The 22,468-nt window shown below is 70.7% G+C and carries 21 protein-coding genes and 1 tRNA gene; 11 read left to right on the forward strand and 11 right to left on the reverse strand.

All coding sequences use genetic code 11. From position 1 onward, the window contains the following. Nucleotides 1-5: 5 nt before the first annotated feature. From A37W_RS0115670 to A37W_RS0115685, 4 genes are all read right to left on the reverse strand, one after another. A complete protein-coding gene (locus A37W_RS0115670) occupies nt 6-914 on the reverse strand; it encodes an ABC transporter permease subunit (RefSeq protein WP_018303986.1) in 909 nt (302 codons plus the stop codon). Beyond that, nucleotides 914-1,921: an ABC transporter permease subunit gene (locus tag A37W_RS0115675; RefSeq protein WP_018303987.1), complete on the reverse strand. Its 1,008-nt coding sequence runs from the start codon at nt 1,919-1,921 to the stop codon at nt 914-916. The genes A37W_RS0115670 and A37W_RS0115675 overlap by 1 nt, the downstream gene beginning before the upstream one ends. 247 nt (nt 1,922-2,168) lie before the next feature. Continuing rightward, nucleotides 2,169-3,263, reverse strand: a complete 1,095-nt coding sequence (locus A37W_RS0115680) for a M24 family metallopeptidase (RefSeq protein WP_018303988.1) — start codon at nt 3,261-3,263, stop codon at nt 2,169-2,171. A 52-nt stretch (nt 3,264-3,315) separates the two neighbouring features. Further along, nucleotides 3,316-4,887, reverse strand: a complete 1,572-nt coding sequence (locus A37W_RS0115685) for an ABC transporter substrate-binding protein (protein WP_018303989.1) — start codon at nt 4,885-4,887, stop codon at nt 3,316-3,318. 204 nt (nt 4,888-5,091) lie between these two features. Here A37W_RS0115685 and A37W_RS0115690 point away from each other — a divergent pair. The 3 genes from A37W_RS0115690 to A37W_RS0115700 all read left to right on the forward strand — a co-directional run bounded on the left by A37W_RS0115690 (nt 5,092) and on the right by A37W_RS0115700 (nt 9,054). Then, nucleotides 5,092-5,165, forward strand: a tRNA-Gly gene (locus A37W_RS0115690). Nucleotides 5,166-5,245: 80 nt separating this feature from the next. Beyond that, nucleotides 5,246-7,039, forward strand: a complete 1,794-nt coding sequence (locus tag A37W_RS0115695; RefSeq protein ID WP_018303990.1) for an ABC transporter transmembrane domain-containing protein — start codon at nt 5,246-5,248, stop codon at nt 7,037-7,039. 119 nt (nt 7,040-7,158) lie between these two features. After that, nucleotides 7,159-9,054, forward strand: a complete 1,896-nt coding sequence (locus A37W_RS0115700; protein WP_018303991.1) for an acyl-CoA synthetase — start codon at nt 7,159-7,161, stop codon at nt 9,052-9,054. A gap of 132 nt (nt 9,055-9,186) precedes the next feature. Here the strand turns inward: A37W_RS0115700 and A37W_RS0115705 are convergent, their stop codons facing one another. Further along, the gene (locus A37W_RS0115705) at nt 9,187-9,393 is read right to left on the reverse strand and encodes a cold-shock protein (protein ID WP_026198549.1); all 207 of its coding nucleotides are present in this window, start codon (nt 9,391-9,393) and stop codon (nt 9,187-9,189) included. Nucleotides 9,394-9,573: 180 nt separating this feature from the next. Here A37W_RS0115705 and A37W_RS0115710 point away from each other — a divergent pair, with 180 nt between their 5' ends. Next, nucleotides 9,574-9,897, forward strand: coding sequence for an arsenate reductase family protein (locus A37W_RS0115710; RefSeq protein WP_018303993.1), 324 nt, complete (start codon nt 9,574-9,576; stop codon nt 9,895-9,897). A 52-nt stretch (nt 9,898-9,949) separates the two neighbouring features. Continuing rightward, nucleotides 9,950-10,312 (forward strand): hypothetical protein, encoded by a 363-nt coding sequence (locus tag A37W_RS0115715; RefSeq protein ID WP_018303994.1) that lies wholly within the window; start codon nt 9,950-9,952, stop codon nt 10,310-10,312. Nucleotides 10,313-10,689: 377 nt separating this feature from the next. On the opposite strand, the gene thrS is transcribed toward A37W_RS0115715, so the two are convergent. After that, entirely contained in the window at nt 10,690-12,684 is a 1,995-nt protein-coding gene (gene thrS, locus A37W_RS0115725; RefSeq protein WP_018303996.1) for a threonine--tRNA ligase, read from the reverse strand. A 148-nt stretch (nt 12,685-12,832) separates the two neighbouring features. Here thrS and A37W_RS0115730 point away from each other — a divergent pair, with 148 nt between their 5' ends. Genes A37W_RS0115730 through A37W_RS0115745 form a run of 4 tightly spaced genes read left to right on the forward strand, consistent with a single transcriptional unit; the run spans nt 12,833 to nt 16,549 of the window. Beyond that, nucleotides 12,833-14,137: an MFS transporter gene (locus A37W_RS0115730; protein WP_018303997.1), complete on the forward strand. Its 1,305-nt coding sequence runs from the start codon at nt 12,833-12,835 to the stop codon at nt 14,135-14,137. Next, entirely contained in the window at nt 14,134-14,886 is a 753-nt protein-coding gene (locus tag A37W_RS0115735; RefSeq protein ID WP_018303998.1) for an alpha/beta hydrolase, read from the forward strand. Before A37W_RS0115730 ends, A37W_RS0115735 begins: the two co-directional genes overlap by 4 nt. Continuing rightward, on the forward strand, nt 14,867-15,775 hold the full coding sequence (locus tag A37W_RS22210) for an alpha/beta hydrolase (protein ID WP_018303999.1): 909 nt from the start codon (nt 14,867-14,869) through the stop codon (nt 15,773-15,775). The genes A37W_RS0115735 and A37W_RS22210 overlap by 20 nt, the downstream gene beginning before the upstream one ends. Before the next feature lie 51 nt (nt 15,776-15,826). Then, entirely contained in the window at nt 15,827-16,549 is a 723-nt protein-coding gene (locus A37W_RS0115745) for an alpha/beta fold hydrolase (protein ID WP_018304000.1), read from the forward strand. 77 nt (nt 16,550-16,626) lie between these two features. Here A37W_RS0115745 and A37W_RS0115750 read toward each other — a convergent pair whose 3' ends face one another. From A37W_RS0115750 to A37W_RS0115760, 3 genes are all read right to left on the reverse strand, one after another. Then, nucleotides 16,627-17,202 (reverse strand): DUF6151 family protein, encoded by a 576-nt coding sequence (locus A37W_RS0115750; protein ID WP_018304001.1) that lies wholly within the window; start codon nt 17,200-17,202, stop codon nt 16,627-16,629. A gap of 92 nt (nt 17,203-17,294) precedes the next feature. Further along, entirely contained in the window at nt 17,295-18,182 is an 888-nt protein-coding gene (locus A37W_RS0115755; RefSeq protein ID WP_018304002.1) for a fructose bisphosphate aldolase, read from the reverse strand. Nucleotides 18,183-18,256: 74 nt separating this feature from the next. Next, nucleotides 18,257-19,444, reverse strand: coding sequence for a phosphoglycerate kinase (locus A37W_RS0115760; RefSeq protein WP_018304003.1), 1,188 nt, complete (start codon nt 19,442-19,444; stop codon nt 18,257-18,259). Nucleotides 19,445-19,574: 130 nt separating this feature from the next. On the opposite strand from A37W_RS0115760, the gene A37W_RS0115765 reads away from it, so the two are divergent. Together A37W_RS0115765 and A37W_RS0115770 are read left to right on the forward strand one after the other, a co-directional pair. Then, the gene (locus tag A37W_RS0115765; RefSeq protein WP_018304004.1) at nt 19,575-20,075 is read left to right on the forward strand and encodes a peptidylprolyl isomerase; all 501 of its coding nucleotides are present in this window, start codon (nt 19,575-19,577) and stop codon (nt 20,073-20,075) included. After that, nucleotides 20,068-20,616 (forward strand): peptidylprolyl isomerase, encoded by a 549-nt coding sequence (locus A37W_RS0115770; RefSeq protein WP_018304005.1) that lies wholly within the window; start codon nt 20,068-20,070, stop codon nt 20,614-20,616. The genes A37W_RS0115765 and A37W_RS0115770 overlap by 8 nt, the downstream gene beginning before the upstream one ends. 59 nt (nt 20,617-20,675) lie before the next feature. On the opposite strand, the gene A37W_RS0115775 is transcribed toward A37W_RS0115770, so the two are convergent. Then, nucleotides 20,676-21,020 carry a hypothetical protein gene (locus A37W_RS0115775; protein ID WP_018304006.1) on the reverse strand — a complete coding sequence of 115 codons (345 nt, stop codon included), beginning with the start codon at nt 21,018-21,020 and terminating at the stop codon, nt 20,676-20,678. Continuing rightward, nucleotides 21,017-22,402, reverse strand: a complete 1,386-nt coding sequence (locus A37W_RS0115780; RefSeq protein ID WP_018304007.1) for a M20/M25/M40 family metallo-hydrolase — start codon at nt 22,400-22,402, stop codon at nt 21,017-21,019. Before A37W_RS0115780 ends, A37W_RS0115775 begins: the two co-directional genes overlap by 4 nt. Between the last annotated feature and the right edge of the window lie 66 nt (nt 22,403-22,468).

A 22,468-nucleotide genomic window follows, 5' to 3' on the forward strand; every position in this document is an offset into this window, starting at 1 on the left:
TTCGGTCAACTCCGCTTCAGCTTCGGATCCAGGGCGTCGCGCAGGCCGTCGCCCATCAGGTTGATCGAGAGGACCGTCACCAGGATCGCGAGACCGGGCAGGGTGACGACCCACCAGGCGCGCAGCACGAACTCGCGTGCGTCGGCGAGCATGGTGCCCCATTCCGGCGTCGGCGGCTGCGCCCCCATGCCGAGGAAGCCGAGGGCGGCGGCGTCGAGGATGGCGGTCGAGAAGGACAGGGCCGCCTGCACGATGATGGGCGCGAGGCAGTTCGGCAGCACGGTGACGAACATCGTCCGCAAGGTGCCGGCGCCCACGACGCGGGCGGAGGTGACGTAGTCCTTCGTCCGCTCGTTCAGGACCGAGGCGCGGGTGAGGCGCACGTAGTGCGGCTGCAGCACCAGCGCGATCGCGATCATCGCGTTCAGCAGGGTCGGCCCCAGGATCGCCACCAGCACCAGCGCCAGCAGCAGCGACGGGAAGGCGAGGATGATGTCCATCAGCCGCATGATCACGGTGTCGAGCCAGCGCGGCGCGAACCCGGCGATCAGGCCGAGGAGGATGCCGCCCGTGGCGGCGACCACCACCACGACGATGCCGACGAAGAACGAGAAGCGCGCGCCGTACAGCAGCCGGGACAGCATGTCCCGGCCCACCGCGTCGGTGCCGAGGGGGAAGGCCCAGGTGCCGCCCTCCTGCCAGACCGGGGGCTGCAGCGTGTGCGCGCGGAACTGCTCGGTCGGGTCGTAGGGGGCAAGGAGGTTGGCGAAGACGGCGACGAACACGAACACGGCAAAGACGTAGAGGCCGATGACGGCGCCCCGGTTCTCGCGGAAATAGCGCCAGAACTCGGCGAGACGGCCGGGGCGCGTGCCGATGGTGCTGCGGGCGGTGGCGGAGGAGGCGTCGGACATCAGCGCTTGCGGATCTTGGGGTTGATCAGGCCGTACAGGATGTCGACCGTCAGGTTCACGATCATCACCATCAGGGCGATGAGGAGGAGGCCGCCCTGCACGACCGGGTAGTCGCGGCGGAAGATGCTGTCGACCATCCACTTGCCGATGCCCGGCCAGGAGAAGATCGTCTCGGTCAGGATCGCGCCCGCCAGCAGGGTGCCGACCGACAGGCCGATCACCGTGATCACCGGGATCAGCGCGTTGCGCAGCGCATGGATGCCGTTCACCCGGCCGGGGGTCAGTCCCTTGGCGCGGGCGGTGCGGATGTAGTCCTCGCTGAGGACCTCGAGCATCGCGGAGCGGGTCTGCCGGGCGATGACGGCGAGCGGGATGGTTCCCAAGACGATCGACGGCAGGATCAGATGCTGCACCGCGCTGCCGAAGGCGCCGTCCTGCCCGGACAGCAGCGAATCGACCAGCATCAGCCCCGTCACGTCGTCGAAGAAGTACATCAGACCGATCCGGCCCGAGACCGGCGTCCAGCCGAGGTTGCCCGAGAAGACGATGATCAGCAGCAGCGCCCACCAGAAGATCGGCATCGAGTAGCCGACGAGCGCGGTCGACATCAGCGCCCGGTCGAAGAACTTGCCGCGGTAGACCGCCGCGATGACGCCGGCGGGCAGGCCGAGGAGGATGGCGAAGAGGATGGCGCAGAGCGACAGCTCCAGCGTCGCGGGGAACAGGGTGAAGAAGTCGGTCCAGACGTCGCGGTTGGTGACGAACGAGGTGCCGAGGTCGCCCTGCAGGACGCCGGTGAGGTAGTCCCAGAACTGCACGTAGATCGGCTGGTCGAAGCCGAACTGGACGACGTATTCCTGGTAGCGCTCCTCGCTGAGGCCGCGCTCGCCGGCCATGACGATGATCGGATCGCCCGGCAGCACGCGGATGAACGCGAAGGAGATGAGCGTGACGCCGACGAAGGTCGGCACGAACGTGAGCAGGCGGGAGAGGATGTAGCGGATCATGAGCGGACGGCTCCCGACAGGGGCCACCCGTCCCGGGCCTGACCCGGGACCTCGCGCGGACGCGCGGGCCGATCGAGGCCCCGGCTCAGGGCCGGGGCGGGATCCTTGCGCGGGCGCCCGAGTTCCCACCCGTCCCGGGCATGACCCGGGACCTCGAACGGCATCGCGGGTCGAACGAGGCCCCGGCTCAGGGCCGGGGCGCAGAGCTTGCGGCTAGGGGCCGAGGCGGGCAGGGCGGCCACGGCGCTCATCCGACCACCCTCAGCTCGCGCGGGAAGGTCGTCAGCGAGCGACAGCCTTCCTCGGTCACCAGCAGGTCGTCCTCGATCCGGATGCCGAACAGGCCCTCCTTCTTCAGGCTCGGCTCGTTGGTGAAGACCATCCCCGGCTGCAGGACCTGCGAATTGCCGCGCATGATGTAGGGCGCCTCGTGCACGTCGCGCCCCAGCCCGTGCCCGGTCTTGGAGCCGATGCGGTCGGCGTAGGGCGACGCCTCCAGCACGCTCATGACCGCGTCGTCTACGTCGTGGGCGGTGATGCCGGCGCGCGTCACCTCGTGGCCGCGGGCGTTGGCGGCGCGGACCACCTCGTAGACGTCCGCCGCCTCGTCCGTCGCATGGCCGACGAAGAATGTCCGCGTGATGTCGGCGCAGAGGCCGCCCCAGCGGGCGCCGAAGTCGATCAGCAGCGGATCGCCGGCCCGCAGCGCATAGTCGGCGCGGGCGTGGCCGTGGGCGCGGGCGGAATTGTCGGCGGCGACCACGATGGGCGAGAAGGCGAGATCCTCGGCGCCGGCGGCGAACATCGCGGCGATCAGGCGGCTCTCGACCTCCTTCTCGGTCATGCCGGCGCGGACCACATCCAGCGTCTCGGCCAGCGCCGTCTCGGTGATCGCGATCGCGCGCTCCATCGCCGCGATCTCGTCCTCCGTCTTGCACAGGCGCAGGCCCGAGATGGCGGTCTCGCCGTCGACGATGCGCAGATCGCCGTAGGCGGCCTTGAGGGCGTGGTGGACGAAGACGCGCATCACCTGCCCCTCGACCGCGAGGGAGGAGACGGGGACGGCGCGGGCCAGCGCGGCGAAGGCATCGGCGTAGCCGGACTGGTCGCGCCAGTCGAACACCTCGCCGGGAAAATCGAGAAGCGCCCACGAGCCCAGCTCCAGCTGCGGCACCACGGCGGCGGGCGGGCCCTCAGCCGGGATCACCGCGACGAGCGGGCGTTCGTTGGTGCCGAAGTCGGCGCCGAAGGTGCGGGCGAAGTTGGGGCCGGGGACGAGCGCCACGGCATCGACCCCGAGCTCGGCGCAGAGCGTCCGGAGGGGTGCGAAACGGTCTGACATGGAACCTCGGGGGAGAAGGGGGCGGGGCCGCGAACGGCCCCGCCCGAACGGCTCACTCGGCGAGCGAGACCTCGGTGAAGATGTGGCCGCCCAGCGGGTGGACGACGTAGCCTTCGACTTCAGGACGCATCGGCATGAACACGACCGAGTGCGCGATGGTCGCCCACGGGGCCTGCTCCTTGAAGATGACCTGCGCCTGGCGGTACAGTTCGGCCCGCTCTTCCTGGTCGGTCAGGACCTTGGCTTCCTGGATCAGGTCCTCGAAGGGCTGATGGCACCACTGCGCGCGGTTCGAGTTCTCGACGCCGTCGCAGCCGAGGAGGACGGCCAGGAAGTTGTCCGGATCGCCGTTGTCGCCGGTCCAGCCGAGGAGCACGGCGCCGTCACGGTCGAGCGCGGAGGACCGCTCGAGATACTCGCCCCACTCGTAGGACACGATCTCGACGTCGACGCCGATCTCGGCGAAGTCTTCCTGGATCAGCTCGGCCATGCGGCGGGCGTTCGGGTTGTACGGCCGCTGCACGGGCATCGCCCAGATCTTCATGGACAGGTCCTCGACGCCCGCGTCGGCGAGCATCTGGCGCGCCGCCTCGGGATCGTAGGAATCATCCTCGATCTCTTCGTTGTAGGACCACATGGTCGGCGGGATCGGGTTCGTCGCGACCTCGCCCGAGCCCTGGAACACGACGTCGAGGATCGCTTCCTTGTCGATCGCCATGTTCAGCGCGCGGCGCACGTCCGGGTTGTCGAACGGCGGCTGCTGGGTGTTGTAGGCGAGGTAGCCGACGTTGAGGCCTTCCTGCTCCATCACCACGATGTTCGGATCTTCCTGCATCGCGGCCACGTCCGCCGGGGCGGGGTAGGGCATGATGTGGCACTCGCCCGCCTGCAGCCGCTGGTAGCGGACGGAGGCGTCGGGCGTGATCGCGAACACCAGGTTGTCGACCTTCGGCAGGCCTTCTTCCCAGTAGTTCTCGTTCGCGGCGTAGCGGATCACCGCGTCGGTCTGGTAGTCGACGAAGGTGAAGGGGCCGGTGCCGATCGGACGCTGGTTCAGCATCTCGGGCGTGCCGGCCGCTTCCATCGCGTCGGCGTACTCCTTCGACACGATCGAGGCGAAGTCCATCGCCATGTTGGCGATGAAGGGCGCCTCGGGCCGGGTGAGGTTGAACACGACGGTCATGTCGTCCGGGGCCTCGATCGACTCGATCAGGTCGCCCATCGACATCGAGTTGAAGTACTCGCCCGAGAAGCCTTCCTCCATCTGCCGCTCGAACGAGTAGATCACGTCCTCGGCGTTGAACTCGCGCGTGGGCGTGAACAGGTCGTTGGAGTGCCACTGCACGCCGGGGCGCAGGTGGAACGTGTAGGTCAGGCCGTCGTCCGAGGCCTCGTAGCTCTCGGCCAGCGCCGGCTCGGTCTCGGTCGTGCCGGTCACGAACTGGACGAGCTGGTTGTAGATCGGGTGGCTCGAGGCGTCGAAGGTGGTGCCGGCGGTATAAAGCGCCGGATCGAAGCCCTCGGGCGAGCCTTCCGAGCAGTAGACGAGGGTCTGCGCCGCGGCGCCGCCCGCGCCGAGGGTCAGCGCGATCGCGGCCGCCCCCAGCTGTCGCATCGGTGTCATGATGGTCTCCCTGTGGATTGTCGTCGCGTCCCGTCCTTGCCGGCGAGGCCGGAGGCGGAACCTGCGCGAGAGACTACTAGGCGGCGGCAGGATGGCAACCCGTGCCCTTGCGGCGGCTGCGGCCCGTCCCGGCCCCTTCGTGCGTCGTCGCGGCGCCGTCCAGCTTGACCCGCGCGCCCCGGTGGCGTAGCGACCCTAGGCGCGGCGGGTGTGATGTAATGGTAGCCTGTCAGTCTTCCAAACTGATCGCGCGGGTTCGATTCCCGCCACCCGCTCCAGCCCTCCCGCCCGCCCTCGCGCTTGCTGCGGCCCGCGTCGCTGTCTAGGTAGCCGGCGGGGACCGGGAAGGGACGCGATCATGGCCGACGCACCGAGACAGGCCGTCGAGGACCGGGCCGCATCGCGCCGCATCGGCGCGCTGGCGGCCCTCTGGCCCTTCCTGCGGCCCTATGTCGGATGGCTGTCGCTGGCGCTGGTGGCCCTGGTATCGACGGCGATGATCTCGCTGGTGATGCCGATCGCCGTGCGCCGCGTGGTCGACAATTTCGGGCAGGCGCCCGAGCAGCTTCTCGACAGCTACTTCCTCGCCGCCATCGGCATCGTCGCGCTCCTCGCCGTGGGCACGGCGCTGCGCTACTACCTCGTCACCCGCCTCGGCGAGAGGGTGGTCGCCGACATCCGCAAGTCCGTCTTCGACCGCATGATCGGCATGAGCCCCGCCTTCTACGAGCGGATCATGACCGGAGAGGTCCTCAGCCGGATCACCACCGACACGACGCTGATCCTGTCGGTCATCGGCTCGTCCGTGTCGGTCGCGCTGCGCAACGTCCTGATCCTCTTCGGCGGCATCGCCCTGATGGTCTGGACCAGCGCCAAGATGGCGCTTCTGGTCCTGTGGCCGATCCCGCTGATCCTGCTGCCGATCGTCCTGATGGGCCGCTCGGTCCGGCGCCTGTCGAAGGAGAACCAGGACTGGATCGCCGCCTCGTCCGGCGGCGCGTCCGAGCAGTTGCTGGCGGCCCAGACGGTGCAGGCCTTCACCCACGAGGGGCAGAGTCGGGCCGGTTTCGCCGAGGTCACGGAGCGCAGCTTCGACGTGGCCCGCCGCCGCATCCGCACCCGGGCCATCATGACGGCGATCGTGATCTTCATGGCCTTCTCGGGCGTCGTCGGGTTCCTGTGGATGGGCGCCAACGACGTCCGCGACGGCACCATCACGGTGGGCGAGCTCGTCCAGTTCCTCATCTACACGGTCATGGTGGCGGGCGCGGTCGGCGCCCTGACCGAGATATGGGGAGAGCTGCAGCGCGCCGCCGGCGCGACGGAGCGGCTGGTGGAGCTGCTGACCGCCGAGGACACCGTTCTCGACCCCGCCGCCCCGGTCGCGCCGGCCGTCCCCCGCCGGGGCGAGATCGAGTTCGACGACGTCACCTTCCACTATCCCTCGCGGCCCAACGTCTCGGCCCTCGACGGCGTGTCGCTGAAGGTCGCGCCGGGCGAGACGGTCGCCCTCGTCGGCCCCTCCGGCGCCGGGAAGACGACGATCATCCAGCTGATCCTGCGCTTCTACGACCCGCAGTCGGGCGCGGTCCGGCTCGACGGGGTGGACCTGCGCGATCTGGAACGCGAGGAGTTCCGCCGCTCGGTGGCACTGGTGCCGCAGGACCCGGTGATCTTCGCCGACACCGCGCGCGAGAACATCCGCTTCGGCCGCCCGGACGCGACCGACGCCGAGGTCGAGGCCGCCGCCCGCGCCGCCGCCGCGCACGACTTCCTGGTGGAGCTGCCCGAGGGCTACGACACCTACGTGGGCGAGCGCGGCGTCATGCTGTCCGGCGGGCAGAAGCAGCGCATCGCCATCGCCCGCGCCATCCTGCGCGCGGCGCCGGTGCTGCTGCTGGACGAGGCGACCTCCGCCCTCGACGCCGAGAGCGAGCGGCTGGTGCAGCAGGCGGTGGACGGGCTGGCGGAGGGGCGGACCACCCTGATCGTCGCCCACCGCCTCGCGACGGTGAAGAAGGCCGACCGCATCTTCGTGTTCGAGGCCGGCCGCATCGTCGCCACCGGCACCCATGACGAGCTGGTGGCCGGGGGCGGTCTCTACGCCCGCCTCGCCCGGCTGCAGTTCACCGAAGGGCTCGCCGCCGAATAGGGCAGGTGGCCCGTTTCGCAGCGTTACCACTTGCCCCGAGGGCCGCGACCGCCGCAGAGTCAGGCGCAAGAGGCCGCTCCGGGAGAGGCGGCTGTACGACAAAGGGGAGGAGACGGCAGATGGGCTTTGCCTCGGTCGCCGATCGCGACGCCATCGAGAACGAAGCGGCGTGGGACGCCCGGGACTGGCCGGCCACGACGTGGGGCCTGATCGAGCGGACGACCGCGAAGTATCCCGAACGGCCCGCCGTCACCTACCAGATGTTTTCCGACCCCAAGGCTCCGGACGAGACGCTCAGCTGGACCGAGCTGAAGGGCGAGGTGGCGCGGACTGCGAACTTCCTGCGCTCGCTCGGCATCGGCGAGTCCGACGTCGTCGCCTACCTGCTGCCGAACTGCACCGAGACGGTGCTGACCTACCTCGGCGGGCAGACCGCCGGCATCGTGAACCCGATCAACCCGCTGCTCGACCCCGAGCACATCGCCGGCATCCTGCGGCAGACCGGCGCCAAGGTGCTGGTGACGCTGCGCGCCTTCCCCAAGACCGACGTCGCCCAGAAGGCGGCCGAAGCGGTGAGGCTGGCGCCGAACGTGAAGCACATCGTGGAGGTGGACCTCCTGCGCTACCTGACCGGGGTGAAGCGGCTGATCGTGCCGCTGATCCGGCCGAAGGTGAAGGCGCCGGACGGGGTGACGGTGCACCAGTTCCGCAAGGCGATCGCCGCGCAGCCGACGCGGCTGACCTTCGAGGCGCCGACGAAGGACCGCGTCGCGGCCTACTTCCACACCGGCGGCACCACCGGCATTCCCAAGGTCGCGCAGCACCGCTTCAAGGGCATCGTCTACAATGCCTGGCTCGGCCAGCGGCTGCTGTTCGAGCATGACGACGTCGAGATCTGCCCACTGCCGCTGTTCCACGTCTTCGCGGCGACCGTCGCGCTGGGCTGCGCGCTCGGCTCGGGCTGCCAGATCGTGTTCCCGACGCCGCAGGGCTATCGCGGCGAGGGGGTGTTCGACAATTTCTGGAAGCTGGTGGAGCGGCACAAGGTCACCTTCATGATCACCGTGCCGACGGCGATGTCGGCGCTGATGCAGCGCCGCGTCGACGCCGACATCTCGTCGCTGAAGCTCGCCTTCTGCGGCTCGGCGCCGCTGCCCTTGGAGCTGTACAAGCGGTTCGAGAGCGCGGCCGGCGTGACCATCTGCGAGGGCTACGGCCTGACGGAGGCGACCTGCCTCGTCTCGATCAACCCGCCCGAGGGCGAGAAGAAGGTCGGCTCCATCGGCGTGCCGTTCCCGCATTGCGAGGTGCGGATCATCCACCACGAGACGGGCGAGCCCTGCGCCGCGGACGAGGTGGGCGAGATCTGCGTCTCCAACCCCGGCGTCTGGCCGGGGCATACCTACACCGAGGCGAAGAAGAACGCCGACATGTTCCGGGCCGAGCCGGGCGGGGCGAACGATCCCAAGTACCTGCGCACCGGCGATCTGGGGAAGATCGACGCCGACGGTTACGTCTGGATCACCGGCCGGGCGAAGGATCTCATCATCCGCTCGGGCCACAACATCGACCCCGCCGAGATCGAGGAGGCGCTGGCCGGCCACGACGCCGTCGCCTTCGTCGGCGCGATCGGCCAGCCCGATTCCTACGCTGGCGAGCTGCCCTGCGCCTACGTGGAGCTGGTGTCGGGCGCGACCGTCACCGAGGCCGAGCTCATGTCCTACGCGCAGGAGCGCATCCATGAGCGGGCGGCGCATCCCAAGTACCTGGAGATCCTGGACGAGCTGCCGAAGACGGCGGTCGGCAAGATCTTCAAGCCGGACCTGCGGCGCCGCGCGATCTCCCGCGTCTACGGCAAGGCGCTGTCCGACGCCGGCCTCGCGGCCGAGGTGGACGATGTCTACGAGGACCGCACCCGCGGCCTCGTCGCGAGGGTGCGCCGCACCGGGGCCGTCGACGAGGCAGCCGTCGCGCGCGTACTCGGCGACTACACCCGCCCCTGGGAATGGGTGTGAATGGCCCGCAGGGATGAGGCCGGAGATCCCGGCGTGGGTCTCGTCGGTGCCGCTTGATCCTCGGCATGAAAAGGGCGTGGCCGATGCGGCCACGCCCGATGTCCGGTCAGCGGGGAGGGCGCGGCCTGCGCCTCATTCCTTCCGCAGGTTTCCCGCCATCTGCCGCCCGTCGCGGCCCTCGATCAGGTCGTATTCCACCTGCTCGTTATCGGCGAGGCCGGTCAGGCCGGCCTGCTCGACCGCCGAGATGTGGACGAAGATGTCCTTGCCGCCGGTCTCGGGGGCGATGAACCCGTAACCTTTCGTGGTATTGAACCATTTCACGGTGCCCTTGGGCATTTGCGCCGTCTCCATGTCGTCGCCCCGTGCGGGGCAGGGGGGCAGGTCGTCCGGCGCTGTCTCAGAAGCAGTCCGTTCACCTTCGGGGCGTAAACGGAAAACGCCAGCGGCAGGTTCCAAGCCGGGGGCCGTTTCCTCCGTCCGCGGCCTGCGCTAGGGTCGCCGCTGAAGGGGGGAATCATGCGTTTCCTGGGCCTTAGCAACTGCGACACCTGCCGCCGCGCCCTGTCGGAGCTGCGGGAGGCGGGGGTGGAGCCCGAGGTGATCGACGTGCGCGAGGGCCTGACGCCGGACCTCGCCGCCGCGATCCTGACGGACGTGGGCGAGGCCGCGCTGAACCGCCGCTCCACCACCTGGCGCGCGCTCCCCGAGGCGGAGCGCACTGCCGATCCCGCCGCCCTGCTCGCCGCCCATCCGACCCTCCTCAAGCGGCCCGCGATCGAGGTGGACGGACGCTGGTCCGTCGGCTGGGACGCCGCCGCCCGCGCGCGGGCGCTTGGCTAGGCCGCTCGCGCTTCCTATCTGGCTGGCATCACCGCACGAAAGGCCCCGTCCCATGCGCAACGCCGCACTCGTCCTCGGCATCGTCGCCGGCCTGATCGGCATGATCGTCGGCACCGTCTCCTACGGCTGGACGACCTTCGTCGCTGCGAACCCCGAGGCCGAGATGTGGAACTTCGCCAACCCCGCATTCGTGCAGGCGGTGTCGGTCGGCGGACCGATCCTTGCCCTCGCGGGCGGGGCGATGGCCAAGGTGCACGCACTGATCGGCGGGGTTCTGTTGCTCCTGTCTTCGGCGCTGATGATGCTGGCGTTCGGCTTCAACGTGGGCACGATGTTCCCGATCGCGCTCGCCGCGCTGGCGGGTCTCCTCGCCATCGCCGCGGGCAAGCCGGACGAGCCCAGGGCGCACTTTTGAAGACCAGCCGGTCCAGCGACAGCGGCCCGGCGCCCCGCCACCCGCACCATGAGCGCCGGCATCCGGAGCACCCGCTGATCGAGGATCAGCGCGTCCGGTCCCCGTGTCGGACCAGGCGCCGACGGTCGAGGTGTCCGCGCCGTTGCCGACGATTCTCCGCATTTCCGCCGTGGTGCGGACGGGGATCCGCCTCGCGACGATCGCGGGGGCGGTGACCGGGGGGCGGGTGCTGCGGTCGTGAGGGTGGTTCTTGCCACCCCAGCAAGGCGTCCGGGTCGTCGTGGGTAGTGACGGCGGGTTCCGACCCAGCGGCGGGTCTCCCCGCCCCGGACAGGTCGCCTGCCCGCAGGGTGGGAGACACCCGCCGCCGACCGCGGTTACGCCAGGTCCGGTGGCGTCGCCTCGCGCCCCAGCGCGCCGATCACGTCGTCCAGCGCCGACACCTCCGTCGCCTTCTCGCCCAGCCGCCGCACGGTCACGGTCCGTTCCGCAACTTCGCGGGCGCCGACGGCGAGGATCACCGGCACCTTGCCGACCGAGTGCTCGCGGACCTTGTAGTTGATCTTCTCGTTCCGCGTGTCCGCCTCGGCCCGGACGCCGGCCGCCTTCAGCGCGGCCACCACCTCGTGCACGTAGTCGTCCGCCTCGGACACAATGGACGCCACCACCACCTGCCGCGGCGCCAGCCAGAACGGCAGCTTGCCGGCATGCTCCTCGATCAGGATGCCGATGAACCTCTCGAACGAGCCCAGCGTCGCGCGGTGCAGCATGAAGGGCCGGTGCTTCTCGCCGTCCGGCCCCACGTACTCCGCGTCCAGCCGCTGCGGCAGGTTGGGGTCCACCTGGAAGGTGCCGCACTGCCAGACCCGGCCGATCGCGTCGGTCAGGTAGAAGTCGAGCTTGGGGCCGTAGAAGGCGCCGTCGCCGGGTTCCAGCGTGTAGGTGCGGCCCGTCTTGCGGATCGCCTGCTCCAGCGCGTTCTCGACATAGTCCCAGCTTTCCTCCGTGCCGACGCGCTTCTCCGGCCGGGTCGCGAACTTGATCTCGAAGGTGGGGAAGCCGAGTTCGGCGTAGATGTCGGCGAGGAACTCGATGAAGCGGGCGCACTCGGCCTCGATCTGATCCTCGGTGCAGAAGATGTGCGCATCGTCCTGGGTGAAGCCGCGCACCCGCATGATGCCGTGCAGCGCCCCCGAGGGCTCGTAGCGGGTGCAGGAGCCGAACTCGGCGAGGCGCAGCGGCAGGTCGCGGTAGGATTTCAGGCCCTGGTTGTAGACCTGCACGTGGCAGGGGCAGTTCATCGGCTTCAGCGCGTTCACCCGCGTCGCGGCCTTGTCGCGCACGGCGGCGTCGTCATCTTCGCCGTCACGGCTCTCGTCCACCTCGACGATGAACATGTGGTGCTGGTACTTGTCCCAGTGGCCCGACGCTTCCCACAGCTTGCGGTCCACCACCTGAGGCGTGTTGATCTCGCGGTAGCCGCCGGCGCGCTGCTTGCGGCGCATGTAGTCCTGCAGCGTCGTGTAGATGGTCCAGCCGTTCGGGTGCCAGAACACCTGGCCCGGCGCCTCCTCCTGCATGTGGAAGAGGTCCATCTCGCGGCCCAGCTTGCGGTGGTCGCGCTTCGCGGCCTCCTCCAGCATGTGGAGATGCGCCTTCAGGTCGTCGCGGTTCCGAAACGCCACGCCGTAGATGCGCTGCAGCATCTGTCGCTTGCTGTCGCCCCGCCAGTAGGCGCCGGCCACGTTCATCAGCTTGAACGCATCCGCCGGGACCTGGCCGGTGTTCTGCAGGTGCGGGCCGCGGCAGAGATCCTGCCAGTCCCCGTGCCAGTACATGCGGATCGGCTGGCCGTCGTCGGGGATCGCCTCGACCAGCTCGACCTTGTAGGTCTCGCCGGTCTCCCGGTAGTGCGCTATCGCGCGGTCGCGGTCCCACACCTCGGTCCGGACCGGCTCGCGGGCGTTGATGATCTCCTTCATCTTCGCCTCGATGGCGCCGAGATCCTCGGGCGTGAACGGCTCCGCCCGGTCGAAATCGTAGTACCAGCCGTGCTCGATCACCGGGCCGATCGTGACCTTCACGTCCGGCCACAGCTCCTGCACCGCGCGGGCCATGATATGGGCGAGGTCGTGCCGGATGAGTTCGAGCGCGGGGGCGTCGTCCTTCATCGTGTTGATCGTGATCTCGCCGTCCGCCTCGATCGGCCAGGCGAGGTCCCAGTGCCGGCCGTCCAGCTGCGCGCTGATCGCGCGCTTGGCGAGGGAGGGGGCGATGCTCTCCGCCACCTCGGCGGCGGTCACGCCGGCGGGGTAGGCGCGTTCGCTGCCATCGGGGAACTTGAGGGAAATCTGGGACTGGTCGAGGCTCATGGCCTGGCTCCTCGTCGGTTCGGCGCCCACGGAACGCCCGGTTGCGGGTATGTCGTCGCGCCCGAGATGGCGCAGGCGGGTCGTGCGGTCAAGAGCGGGCGACCGGCAGCGGCTGGACCTGACGGCCGGGTGGGCCAAGTCTGGCGGCATGACCAGCGCGCGCCCCTTCCTCGACCACGAGTTCGACGAAAGTCTCTTCACCACCCTCGCCGGCCAGGCCGGAGGGAGCGATCTGACGGATCACGCGGAGGCGGCGGAGCCGGCGAACGGCCTGCGCCATCTTGCGGCCCTGTCCGCCTCCAAGGTCGCGGACGGGCTGATCGACCCCAAGCTGGTCCTGTCGTGGCTGCTGACGCATCTGGGCGCGGGCGCCGGGGTGACCGGCCTGCTGGTGCCCGTCCGCGAGGCCGGGGCGCTGCTACCGCAGCTCTTCGCCGCGCGGCCCGTCCACCGGATGGCGCGGCGCAAGTGGGCCTGGGCCGGCGGCGCCTTCGTGCAGGGGGCCGCGGCGGCGGGGATCGCCCTCGCCGGCTGGACGATGGCGGGGGCGGCGGCGGGCTGGACGATCCTGGGCCTGCTTGCGCTGCTGGCCGTGGCTCGGTCGGTCTGCTCGGTCAGCTACAAGGATCTCCTCGGCAAGACCGTCGGCAAGACGCGGCGGGGCGCCGTCACCGGCGCGGCGAGTTCCGCGGCGTCGGGCGCCGTCATCCTGTTCGCGCTGGCCCTGATGACCGGGATCGCGAACCGCGAGGGGCTGGTCCTCGGGGCCATCGCGCTGGCCGCTCTGGCGTGGGTGAGTGCGGCCGTGGTGATGGCCCGCCTCGACGAGGAGGACCGGCTTGGCACCGGCGGCGACACGCCGCTCGGCCAGCTGGCGCTGCTCTGGCGGCGGCCGCAGCTTGGCCGGTTCGTCCTCGCCCGGCTACTGCTGGTCGGCACTGCCCTGGCGCCGCCGTACCTCGTCATCCTCGCCTCCACGGCCGGCGACGGCGCGCTCGAGGCGCTGGGCGCGCTCGTCCTCGCGTCCGCCGCGGCGTCGCTGTTGTCGTCGTTCGTCTGGGGGCGGCTGTCGGACCGGTCGTCGCGCAAGGTGCTGATCCTGTCGGGCGTCGCGGGCGGGGTCGCTCTGGCGCTGGCGCTGGGCCTGCACGCCGCGGGTCTGGCGGGGCGCTACTGGGCGATGCCGGCGGTGCTGTTCGTGCTGATGATCGCCTATCACGGGGTGCGGCAGGGGCGGTCGACCTATCTCGTCGACAGGGCGGGCGAGGGCGACCGGGCGACCTATACCGCCGTCGCCAACACCGCCGTCGGCGTCGGCCTCCTCGCCGCCGGGGCGGGGGCCGCGGCGCTGGCAAGCTGGGGCGTGGCCCTTGTCATCGGGGTCTTCGCCGTGATGTGTGGGGCGGGCGCGGCGCTGGCGCTGGGACTGGACGAGGTGGAGGAGGGCGCATGACCGACTGGTTGACGACGCCGCAGGGGCGGCGGATCGCCCTCAACCGGACGGATGGGCAGGGGCCGACGGTGATCTTCCTCGGCGGTTTCCGCTCGGACATGGAAGGCACCAAGGCGCTGCACCTGGAGGCGTGGGCGCGCGCGCAGGGCCGCGCCTTCGTGCGGTTCGACTATTCCGGCCACGGCGTCAGCGAGGGCGCGTTCGAGGACGGCTCCATCGGCGACTGGCGCGACGACGCGGCGGCGGTGCTGGACAGCGTCGCGGGGCCGGCGGTGCTGGTCGGCTCGTCGATGGGCGGATGGATCAGCCTCCTGCTTGCCCGGGACCGGGCGGCGGATGTGGCGGGCCTCGTCACCATCGCGGCGGCGCCCGACTTCACCGAGGACGGTTACTGGGCCGGCTTCTCCGACGCCGAGCGGGCGGCGCTGGCCGAGGCGGGGCTGGTGCTGGTGCCGTCGGCTTACGGCGATCCCTATCCGATCACGCGGCGGCTGATCGAGGAGGGGCGGAACACGATGGTCCTGCGCACGCCCCTGTCCCTACCGATGCCGGCGCGGTTCCTGCAGGGCACGGCGGACGAGGACGTGGACCTGACGACCGCCTACCGGCTGATGGAGCATGCGACGGGGCCGGACCTGCGGCTGACGGTGGTGAAGGGCGCCGATCACCGGTTCTCGGACGACGATTGCCTCGCGCTCATCGTCCGCTCGGTCGAGGAGGTGCTGGCCCGTGCGGGCGCCGCCGCCTGACGATCCCGCCGCGCTGGACGGCTGGCTCGCCACGCGCGAGGCGGCGGTGCCGGCGCTGCGCGCGGGGCAGGCGGCGCGGATCGTCTGGGCCGGACGGCCGGGTCAGGTGACGCGCCTGTCGCTGGTCTACCTCCACGGCTTTTCCGCCGGCCCGCTGGAACTGTCGCCGCTGCCCGAGCGGCTGGCGGCGGAGTTGGGCGCGAACCTCTTCCTGCCGCGACTGACGGGCCACGGGCAGGACGGACCCGCGCTGGGCCGCGCGACCCTGCCGGAGTGGCGCGCGGACGTGCGCGAGGCGCTGCAGATCGGCGCGACGATCGGGGAGCGGACGGTGGCCCTCGGCACCTCCACCGGCGGCACCCTGCTGGCCATCGCGCTGGGGCGGGGCGCGGACCTTGCGGGGGCGGTATTCCTGGCGCCGAACTTCGCCATCGGGCGGGGGTGGAAGCCGCGGCTGCTGGAGGCGCCGCTGGCGCGGCTGTGGGTGCCGTGGATCCTCGGCCCGCACCGCAGCTTCGAGGCGGCGAGTCCGGCGCACGCGGCGAACTGGACGCTGCACTATCCCAGCCGAGCCGTCGTGCCGGTGGCGCAGGCGGTCCGCGCTGCCCGCGCCCTTCGGTACGAGGCGATCCGCACGCCCGCCTTTTTCGCCTTCACCGCCCATGACGAGGTGGTGGATCCGGCCGCGACGCGCCGCGTGATCGACCGCTGGGGCGGGCCGACGACGGCGGATGAGCTGACGATGGGACCGGGCGACGATCCGCGTGGCCACGTCGTTGCCGGCGACGCGATGAGCCCGGGCCAGACCGACGGACTCGTCGCCAGGCTGGCGGAGTGGGTCCGCGGTCTCGGCGGCAAGCCGCCGTCCGGCGGCGGGCCGGCCGATTGACGACGGGCGGCGGGGCGGGCAGGCCGCGCACGTCGTGACGAGGAGCAGCATATGGCGGGACAGAAGACCGAACCGCTCGTCCTCTTGCCCGGCTTCCTGGCCGACGCCGGCCTGTTCCGGCCGCAGGTCGAGGCGCTGTCGGGCGACATTCCCGTCACCGTCGCGCCCACCGCCGGCGGCGAGCGGGTGGAGGAGATCGCCTCGTCCCTGCTCGGCGTGCTGCCGGGGCGGATCGCCCTTCTCGGCCACGGCTTCGGCGGCGTCGTCGCGCTGGAACTGGCGCGCCGCGCGCCGGAGCGGATCGCGCGGATCGCGCTGATCGCCGCCACGCCGCTGGCGGGGACGCCGCACGAGTCGGCCGCGCTGGAGGCGCGCATCGTCGCGGCGCGGAGCGGCCGCCTGTCCGATGCGCTGGAGGCCGAGGTGCCGGCGGCGGCGCTCGCGCCCGGCGCCGGCCGGGGGCCGGTGATGGCCGCGCTGCGCGAGATGGCGAAGCGGACCGGCGGGCCGGGCTACGTGCGCCAGCTGCGCGCCTTCCAGCGGCGCAAGGACCAGCAGGCGGTGCTGCACCGCCTCGGCCGGCCGACGCTGATCCTGTGTGGCGCGCACGACACCCTCGTGCCGGTGAAGCGCCACAGCTTCATGGCCGAGATGGTGCCGGGGGCGACCCTGGAGGTGATCGACGATGCCGGCCACCTGCCGACGCTGGAGACGCCGGACGCGGTCACGCGCGCGATCCGGGAATGGATGGGGCTGCCGCTGGTGCTGGGGTAACCGGTTTCCACCGGAAACCGGGACGAAAGCCGGTCGGGCTTTCGAGGCGATGTCCGGATCGGACACTGCGCCTTCGGTCAGGCCATGCGTGGGCTCCGCCGCTCCGCCTCGGTCAGGCGGCGGGGCCGGGCGACCGGGCGGCCGTCCGCGTCGAAGAACGGGTTCGCCGTCCACCGTCCCGACAGCCGTGCCGGCAGGCTGCGCCGCGCGAGGCCCCACAGGAACGCGGCAGTTCCCGTCGTCTTCGGCTTGCCGCCCGGGGTCGGCACGAACGCCACGCCGCGCACCGGCCCCAGCGGCGCCGGGTCGGGGATCGCGTCGATATAGGCGCTGGCGAACGGCATGCCCTTCGTGCCGGGTGTGTTGAAGAGAGGCGTGCCGCAGCAGTCGGCGTACCAGCGCAGGAACTTGGGGTTGCGCCACGAGAGGCAGGCGAGCCGGTCGGCACCACGCTCGATCCGCACCCGGTCGGGCGTGGTCTGCCAGTAGCCGACGCCGACGTCGGGATCGCGGTCGCGCTGCAGCCAACGCGCGGCGCCGCGGCAGTCGGCGCAGTGGCACGTCACGCGCGTCCCCTGGGCGAGGGCCGGGCCGGCGTCGGTCAGCGTGCCGCCGACGGCGCCGCAGCGGCAGGAGAAGGGGACGTCTGTCATCGGGGCCTCCGGTCTGGACGCCCCTCCGATAGCAGCTTTCCCCTGACAGGTCGCGTCAGCAGTCGCCTGCCGCGCGACCGTCATCTCAGCGCCTACGGCGCGACCGAGGCGTCGTAGATCGACTGGATCGCGCCGCCGAGCATCGAATTGAAATCGTCATCCGACTGCTGCGCCGACAGACCCTCGCTGAGGCCGCGGGAGAAGCTGGCGATCATCCCCTCGTTCTGCGCCAGCAGCGCGTTCGCCTCGTCCCGGCTGTACCCGCCGGAGAGGGCGACCACGCGCATCACCTTGGGGTGCTCGATCAGCGGGCGGTAGAAGTTCGCCTGCGTGGGCAGCGACAGCTTCAGCATGACCTCCTGGTCCTGGCTCTCCAGGTGCTTCAGGATCTCGTCCTGCAGCATCGCCTCGGCCTCGGCCTTGTCGGAAATGGTGATCGTCACCTCCGGCTCGAGGATCGGGACGAGGTCGTGGCCGAGGATGCGCTGGCCGATCTCGAACTGCTGCGCGACGTTCGCTGCGATGCCCTTCTCGTTCGCGGCGCCGATGACCGAGCGCATCTTCGTGCCGAACACGCCCTTGGACGCGGCGCGGGACAGCAAACTGTCCAGATCGTCCATGTCCTTCATCAGCTGGCAGCCGTCGACCTCGGGCATCAGGCCCTTGTCGCACTTGAGGAACGGCACGACCCGCTTTCGCTCCCACAGGTACTGGGGCGCGGGCATTCCCTCGAACTCGCGGTCCATCGTCTGCTCGAACAGGATCGCGCCGATGACCCGGTCGCCGTCGAACTCGGGCGAGGTGACGATGCGGCTGCGCATCTGGTGGATCAGGTCGAACATGCCGGCCTCGTCCGACCAGGCATCCTCGGCCACGCCGTACTGCGCCAGCGCCTTGGGGGTGGAGCCCCCGGACTGGTCCAGCGCGGCGATGAAGCCGCGGCCCTCGCGCATCTGCTGCGCCATCGTCGCGTTCGGCATGGGGAGCCTCCCTTTCCCGTGATTTTCGAGGGTTATGGGCGAGGGGGGCGCCCCCCGCAATCCTGTTAGCGCCGTCAGCCGAGCGCGGCGACGCCGGGCAGATCCTTGCCCTCCATCCATTCCAGGAACGCGCCGCCGGCGGTCGAGACGTAGGTGAAGTCCGGCGCGACGCCGGCCTTGTTGAGCGCCGCCACCGTGTCGCCGCCGCCGGCGACCGAGGTCAGGCCGGCGGTCAGCGTCAGCTCCGCCGCCTTCTGGGCGGCCGCATTGGTGGCCGCGTCGAACGGCGCGATCTCGAACGCGCCCAGCGGGCCGTTCCAGACCAGCGTCTTCGCCTCCTCCAGCACCTGCGAGATGTGCGCGACGCTGTCGGGGCCGGCGTCGAGGATCATCGCGTCCGCCGGCACGTCCTCGACCTTCACCACCTCGCTGTCGGCGCCGGCCTTGAACTCGCGGGCGACCACCACGTCGCGGGGGAGGAGGATGGTGCACCCCGCCTCCACCGCCTTCTCGCCGATCTCCTTCGCGGTGCCGGTCAGGTCGTGCTCGCACAGCGACTTGCCGACGTCGTAGCCCTGGGACGCAAGGAAGGTGTTCGCCATGCCGCCGCCGATCACCAGCGTGTCCACCCGGGTCACGAGGTTGGCGAGGAGGTCCAGCTTGGTCGACACCTTGGCGCCGCCGACCACCGCGACGACCGGGCGGCGCGGGGTGCCGAGGGCCGCGTCGAGGGCGGAGAGTTCCTCGGCCATCAGCCGGCCGGCGCAGGCGGGCAGGAGGTGGGCGAGCGCTTCGGTCGAGGCGTGGGCACGGTGCGCGGCCGAGAAGGCGTCGTTGCAGTAGACGTCGCCGTTGCGGGCCAGCTGTTCGGCGAAGTGGCGGTCGTTCTTCTCTTCCTCGGCGTGGAAGCGCGTGTTCTCCAGCAGCGCGACCTCGCCCTCGTGCAGCCCGTCCACCACCTCGTGCGCGGCGGGGCCGACGCAGTCGGAGGCGAAGATCACCTTGTGCCCCAGCGCCTCCTGCAGCGCGGGGACGATCTGGCGCAGGCTCATCGACGGGTCGGGCTCGCCCTTCGGCCGGCCGAAATGGGCGAGGAGGACCGGCGTGCCGCCGGCCTCGAGGATGTCCTTCACGGTGGGCACGATGCGGTCGATCCGGGTCGTGTCGGTGACGCGGCCGTCCTCGACGGGGACGTTGATGTCGACGCGGGTCAGGACCCGCTTGCCCCGCAGATCCATGTCGTCGAGGGATTTCCAGGGCATCTCGCGCTCCTCCGGTCAGGGTCTGGCGGATAGGTGGCGCGGGGGCGCCCCCCCGTCAACCGCGCTTGCCGCGACCGCCGCACTCGCCTAGCTATCGCCCGAACCGAAAAGGCTACCGAGGAGGAGCCCCATGGCCGAGATCAAGGATCCGGAGAACACGATCGTCATCGAGCTGAAGGACGGCCCGGTCACGATTGAGCTTCTGCCTGACGTCGCGCCCAAACATTGCGAGCGGATGAAGGAACTGGCCCGTGCCGGTGCCTACGACGGCGTCGTCTTCCACCGCGTCATCGACGGCTTCATGGCCCAGACCGGCGACGTGGAGCATGGCAAGGACGGCGGAAACGTGCGCCGCGCCGGCACCGGCGGGTCGGACCTGCCGGACCTGCCGGCGGAGTTCTCGGGCGTGCCCCACGACCGCGGCACGCTCGGCGCCGCCCGGTCGCAGAACCCGAACTCGGCCAACAGCCAGTTCTTCATCAACTTCAAGGACAACCATTTCCTGAACCGGCAATACACGGTCTACGGCCGCGTCATCGAGGGGATGGAGCATGTCGACGCCATCACCCGCGGCGAGCCGCCGGCGAACCCGGACAGGATGATCAGCGTGAAGGTGGCCGCCGATGCTTAAGTACGTTCTTCCCCTGACGCTCCTTGCGTCCCCCGCCCTCGCCACCGGCCTCGAGATCGACGTCGCCGGCGAGGCGAACGGCACCATCGTCATCGACCTGTTCGAGGACGTGGCGCCCCAGCATGTCGAGCGGATCACCACGCTGGCCGAAGAGGGCGCCTACGACGGCGTCGTCTTCCACCGCGTGATCCCCGGCTTCATGGCGCAGACCGGCGACGTGGAGTTCGGCCGCGCGGGCGGCGATACCGGCCGCGCCGGCATGGGCGGCTCCGACCTGCCGGACCTGCCGGCGGAGTTCTCGGACACCCCGTTCACCCGCGGCGTGGTCGGCATGGCCCGGAGCGCGGACCCGAACAGCGCCAATTCGCAGTTCTTCATCATGTTCGCGGACGCGCCGCACCTCGACGGGCAGTACACCGTCGTCGGCCAGGTGACCGAGGGGCTGGACGTGCTCGATTCGATCAAGATGGGCGAGGCTGCCGCCAACGGCGCGATCTCGGGCGAGCCGGACGTCATGTCGGACGTCCGCGTCACCGAGTGAACCGGCGGCGCCGGTCCGTGACGTGACGGGAGGGGGCGGCGCGGCCGCCCCCTTTCCTTTCAGGCGCAGGGCAGGGCGATCCAGCTGCTCCCGCCATTGCCGATGCCGTAATAGGTCAGCCCGTCCGGCATGACGCCGCCGCAATAGGCGGTGAGCGCCGCCTCGGCCCGCGCCTGCGCCTCGTAGGGCAGGGACGCGCCGTCCGGTTCGGTCACGACCAGCGCGCCGATGAGGGGGGAGGGGCTGATGTCCGACCCGTCGGGCAGGGTGGTGGGCGTGTAGACCGCGAGTTCGGGGTCCTCCATCACTACGGCCGGCCCGAACCCGGTCTCGATCACCGCATTCGCGGCGCAGGCCGACAGGCTGGCGAGGATGAGGGCCGCCCCTGCGGCGCGCGCGCTCATGCGCTCAACGCCGCGAGGATGCGGGCCCAGCTGCGGATGCCCTTGTGGAACGAGCGCAGATCGTACTTCTCGTTCGGCGAATGGATCAGGTCGTCGTCCTTGCCGAAGCCGATGAGCATCGAATCCATCCCCAGCTCGGTCTTGAAGTAGCCGGCGACCGGGATCGACCCGCCCGAGCCGATGAAGGCGGCTTCCTTCGGCCATTCGTCCGACAGCGCCTGCCGCGCGATCTCGAAGGCCGGGTCGTCCGTCGCCATCACGCTCGCCGGGCCGGCGCCGTGGCCGTGGAACTCCACCGAGCAGTCGGCGGGGACCATCTCGCGCACCATCGCGCGGAAGCTCTCGCGGATCTTCAGCGGGTCCTGCGTGCCGACGAGGCGGAAGCTGACCTTGGCGCTGGCCTTCGAGGGCAGCACGGTCTTGAAGCCCTTGCCGGTGTAGCCGCCGGTGATGCCGTTGAACTCGCAGGTCGGGCGCGCCCAGATCATCTCCAGCACCGAGCGGCCCTCCTCGCCCGCCGGCACCGACAGGCCGACGTCGCCGAGGAAGGCCGAGGCGTTGAAGCCGAGGCCGTCCCACTGCGCGCGCATCTCGTCCGAGATCTCGGGCACGCCGTCGTAGAAGCCGGGGACGGTGATGCGGCCGCTCTCGTCGTGGAGGCTCGCGAGTATCTTCGCCAGCACCCGGACCGGGTTCATCGCCGCGCCGCCGTACATGCCGGAATGCAGGTCCTTGTCCGGCCCGGTGATCGTGATCTCCTCGCCGAGGAGGCCGCGCAGCATGGTCGTGATCGCCGGCGTGTCGTGGTCGAAGAGGCCGGTGTCGCAGATCAGGGCGAGGTCGGCCCGCAGCTCGTCCGCGTTCTCCCGCAGGAACGGGATCAGGCTGGGCGAGCCCGATTCCTCCTCGCCCTCGAAGAAGATCGTGAGGCGCGAGGGCAGGGACCCGTGGACGGTCTTCCACGCCCGGCACGCCTCGACGAAGGTCATCAGCTGACCCTTGTCGTCGGACGCGCCGCGGCCGCGGATGACCTTGCCCTCCTCGGTCTCCTGCACCTCGGGGTCGAACGGGTCGCGCCGCCAGAGGTTGAGCGGATCGACCGGCTGCACGTCGTAGTGGCCGTAGAACAGCAGGTGCCGGCCGCCCTCGCCGCCGTGGCCGGTGACCATCGGGTGGCCGGTGGTCGGTCGCTTGGCAGCCTCGAATCCCATGGAGGCGAGGTCGGCGACCAGCCAGTCGGCGGCGGTCTCGACATGGCCGTCGTAATCGGAATCGGTCGAGATGGAGGGGATGCGCAGGAGCGACTTCAGACGCTCGACCGCGTCGCCGAGATCGGCGTCGATGCGGGCGAGGACGGGGTCGAGGCGGGGATCGTCGGACATGGGCGGGCTCCTGTCTTGGCGTGTCGGGCAGACCCTGACCTTGCCCGCGGTCGCTGTCCAGCGGCG

This window comes from Wenxinia marina DSM 24838, from assembly GCF_000379485.1.
In the GTDB taxonomy this organism is placed as follows: domain Bacteria; phylum Pseudomonadota; class Alphaproteobacteria; order Rhodobacterales; family Rhodobacteraceae; genus Wenxinia; species Wenxinia marina.

Bases quoted from the DNA above. Each gene is read 5' to 3' on its own strand.
- A37W_RS0115775 (WP_018304006.1), bottom strand. From the start codon at position 21,020: ATGAGCGCGCGCGCCGCAGGGGCGGCCCTCATCCTCGCCAGCCTGTCG.
- A37W_RS0115680 (WP_018303988.1), bottom strand. From the start codon at position 3,263: ATGTCAGACCGTTTCGCACCCCTCCGGACGCTCTGCGCCGAGCTCGGG.
- A37W_RS0115755 (WP_018304002.1), bottom strand. From the start codon at position 18,182: ATGCCGAACGCGACGATGGCGCAGCAGATGCGCGAGGGCCGCGGCTTC.
- A37W_RS0115710 (WP_018303993.1), top strand. From the start codon at position 9,574: ATGCGTTTCCTGGGCCTTAGCAACTGCGACACCTGCCGCCGCGCCCTG.
- A37W_RS0115675 (WP_018303987.1), bottom strand. From the start codon at position 1,921: ATGATCCGCTACATCCTCTCCCGCCTGCTCACGTTCGTGCCGACCTTC.
- A37W_RS0115715 (WP_018303994.1), top strand. From the start codon at position 9,950: ATGCGCAACGCCGCACTCGTCCTCGGCATCGTCGCCGGCCTGATCGGC.
- A37W_RS0115705 (WP_026198549.1), bottom strand. From the start codon at position 9,393: ATGCCCAAGGGCACCGTGAAATGGTTCAATACCACGAAAGGTTACGGG.
- A37W_RS0115700 (WP_018303991.1), top strand. From the start codon at position 7,159: ATGGGCTTTGCCTCGGTCGCCGATCGCGACGCCATCGAGAACGAAGCG.
- A37W_RS0115760 (WP_018304003.1), bottom strand. From the start codon at position 19,444: ATGCCCTGGAAATCCCTCGACGACATGGATCTGCGGGGCAAGCGGGTC.
- A37W_RS0115685 (WP_018303989.1), bottom strand. From the start codon at position 4,887: ATGACACCGATGCGACAGCTGGGGGCGGCCGCGATCGCGCTGACCCTC.
- A37W_RS0115770 (WP_018304005.1), top strand. From the start codon at position 20,068: ATGCTTAAGTACGTTCTTCCCCTGACGCTCCTTGCGTCCCCCGCCCTC.
- A37W_RS0115750 (WP_018304001.1), bottom strand. From the start codon at position 17,202: ATGACAGACGTCCCCTTCTCCTGCCGCTGCGGCGCCGTCGGCGGCACG.
- A37W_RS0115670 (WP_018303986.1), bottom strand. From the start codon at position 914: ATGTCCGACGCCTCCTCCGCCACCGCCCGCAGCACCATCGGCACGCGC.
- A37W_RS0115765 (WP_018304004.1), top strand. From the start codon at position 19,575: ATGGCCGAGATCAAGGATCCGGAGAACACGATCGTCATCGAGCTGAAG.
- A37W_RS0115735 (WP_018303998.1), top strand. From the start codon at position 14,134: ATGACCGACTGGTTGACGACGCCGCAGGGGCGGCGGATCGCCCTCAAC.
- A37W_RS0115695 (WP_018303990.1), top strand. From the start codon at position 5,246: ATGGCCGACGCACCGAGACAGGCCGTCGAGGACCGGGCCGCATCGCGC.
- A37W_RS0115780 (WP_018304007.1), bottom strand. From the start codon at position 22,402: ATGTCCGACGATCCCCGCCTCGACCCCGTCCTCGCCCGCATCGACGCC.
- A37W_RS0115730 (WP_018303997.1), top strand. From the start codon at position 12,833: ATGACCAGCGCGCGCCCCTTCCTCGACCACGAGTTCGACGAAAGTCTC.
- A37W_RS0115745 (WP_018304000.1), top strand. From the start codon at position 15,827: ATGGCGGGACAGAAGACCGAACCGCTCGTCCTCTTGCCCGGCTTCCTG.
- thrS (WP_018303996.1), bottom strand. From the start codon at position 12,684: ATGAGCCTCGACCAGTCCCAGATTTCCCTCAAGTTCCCCGATGGCAGC.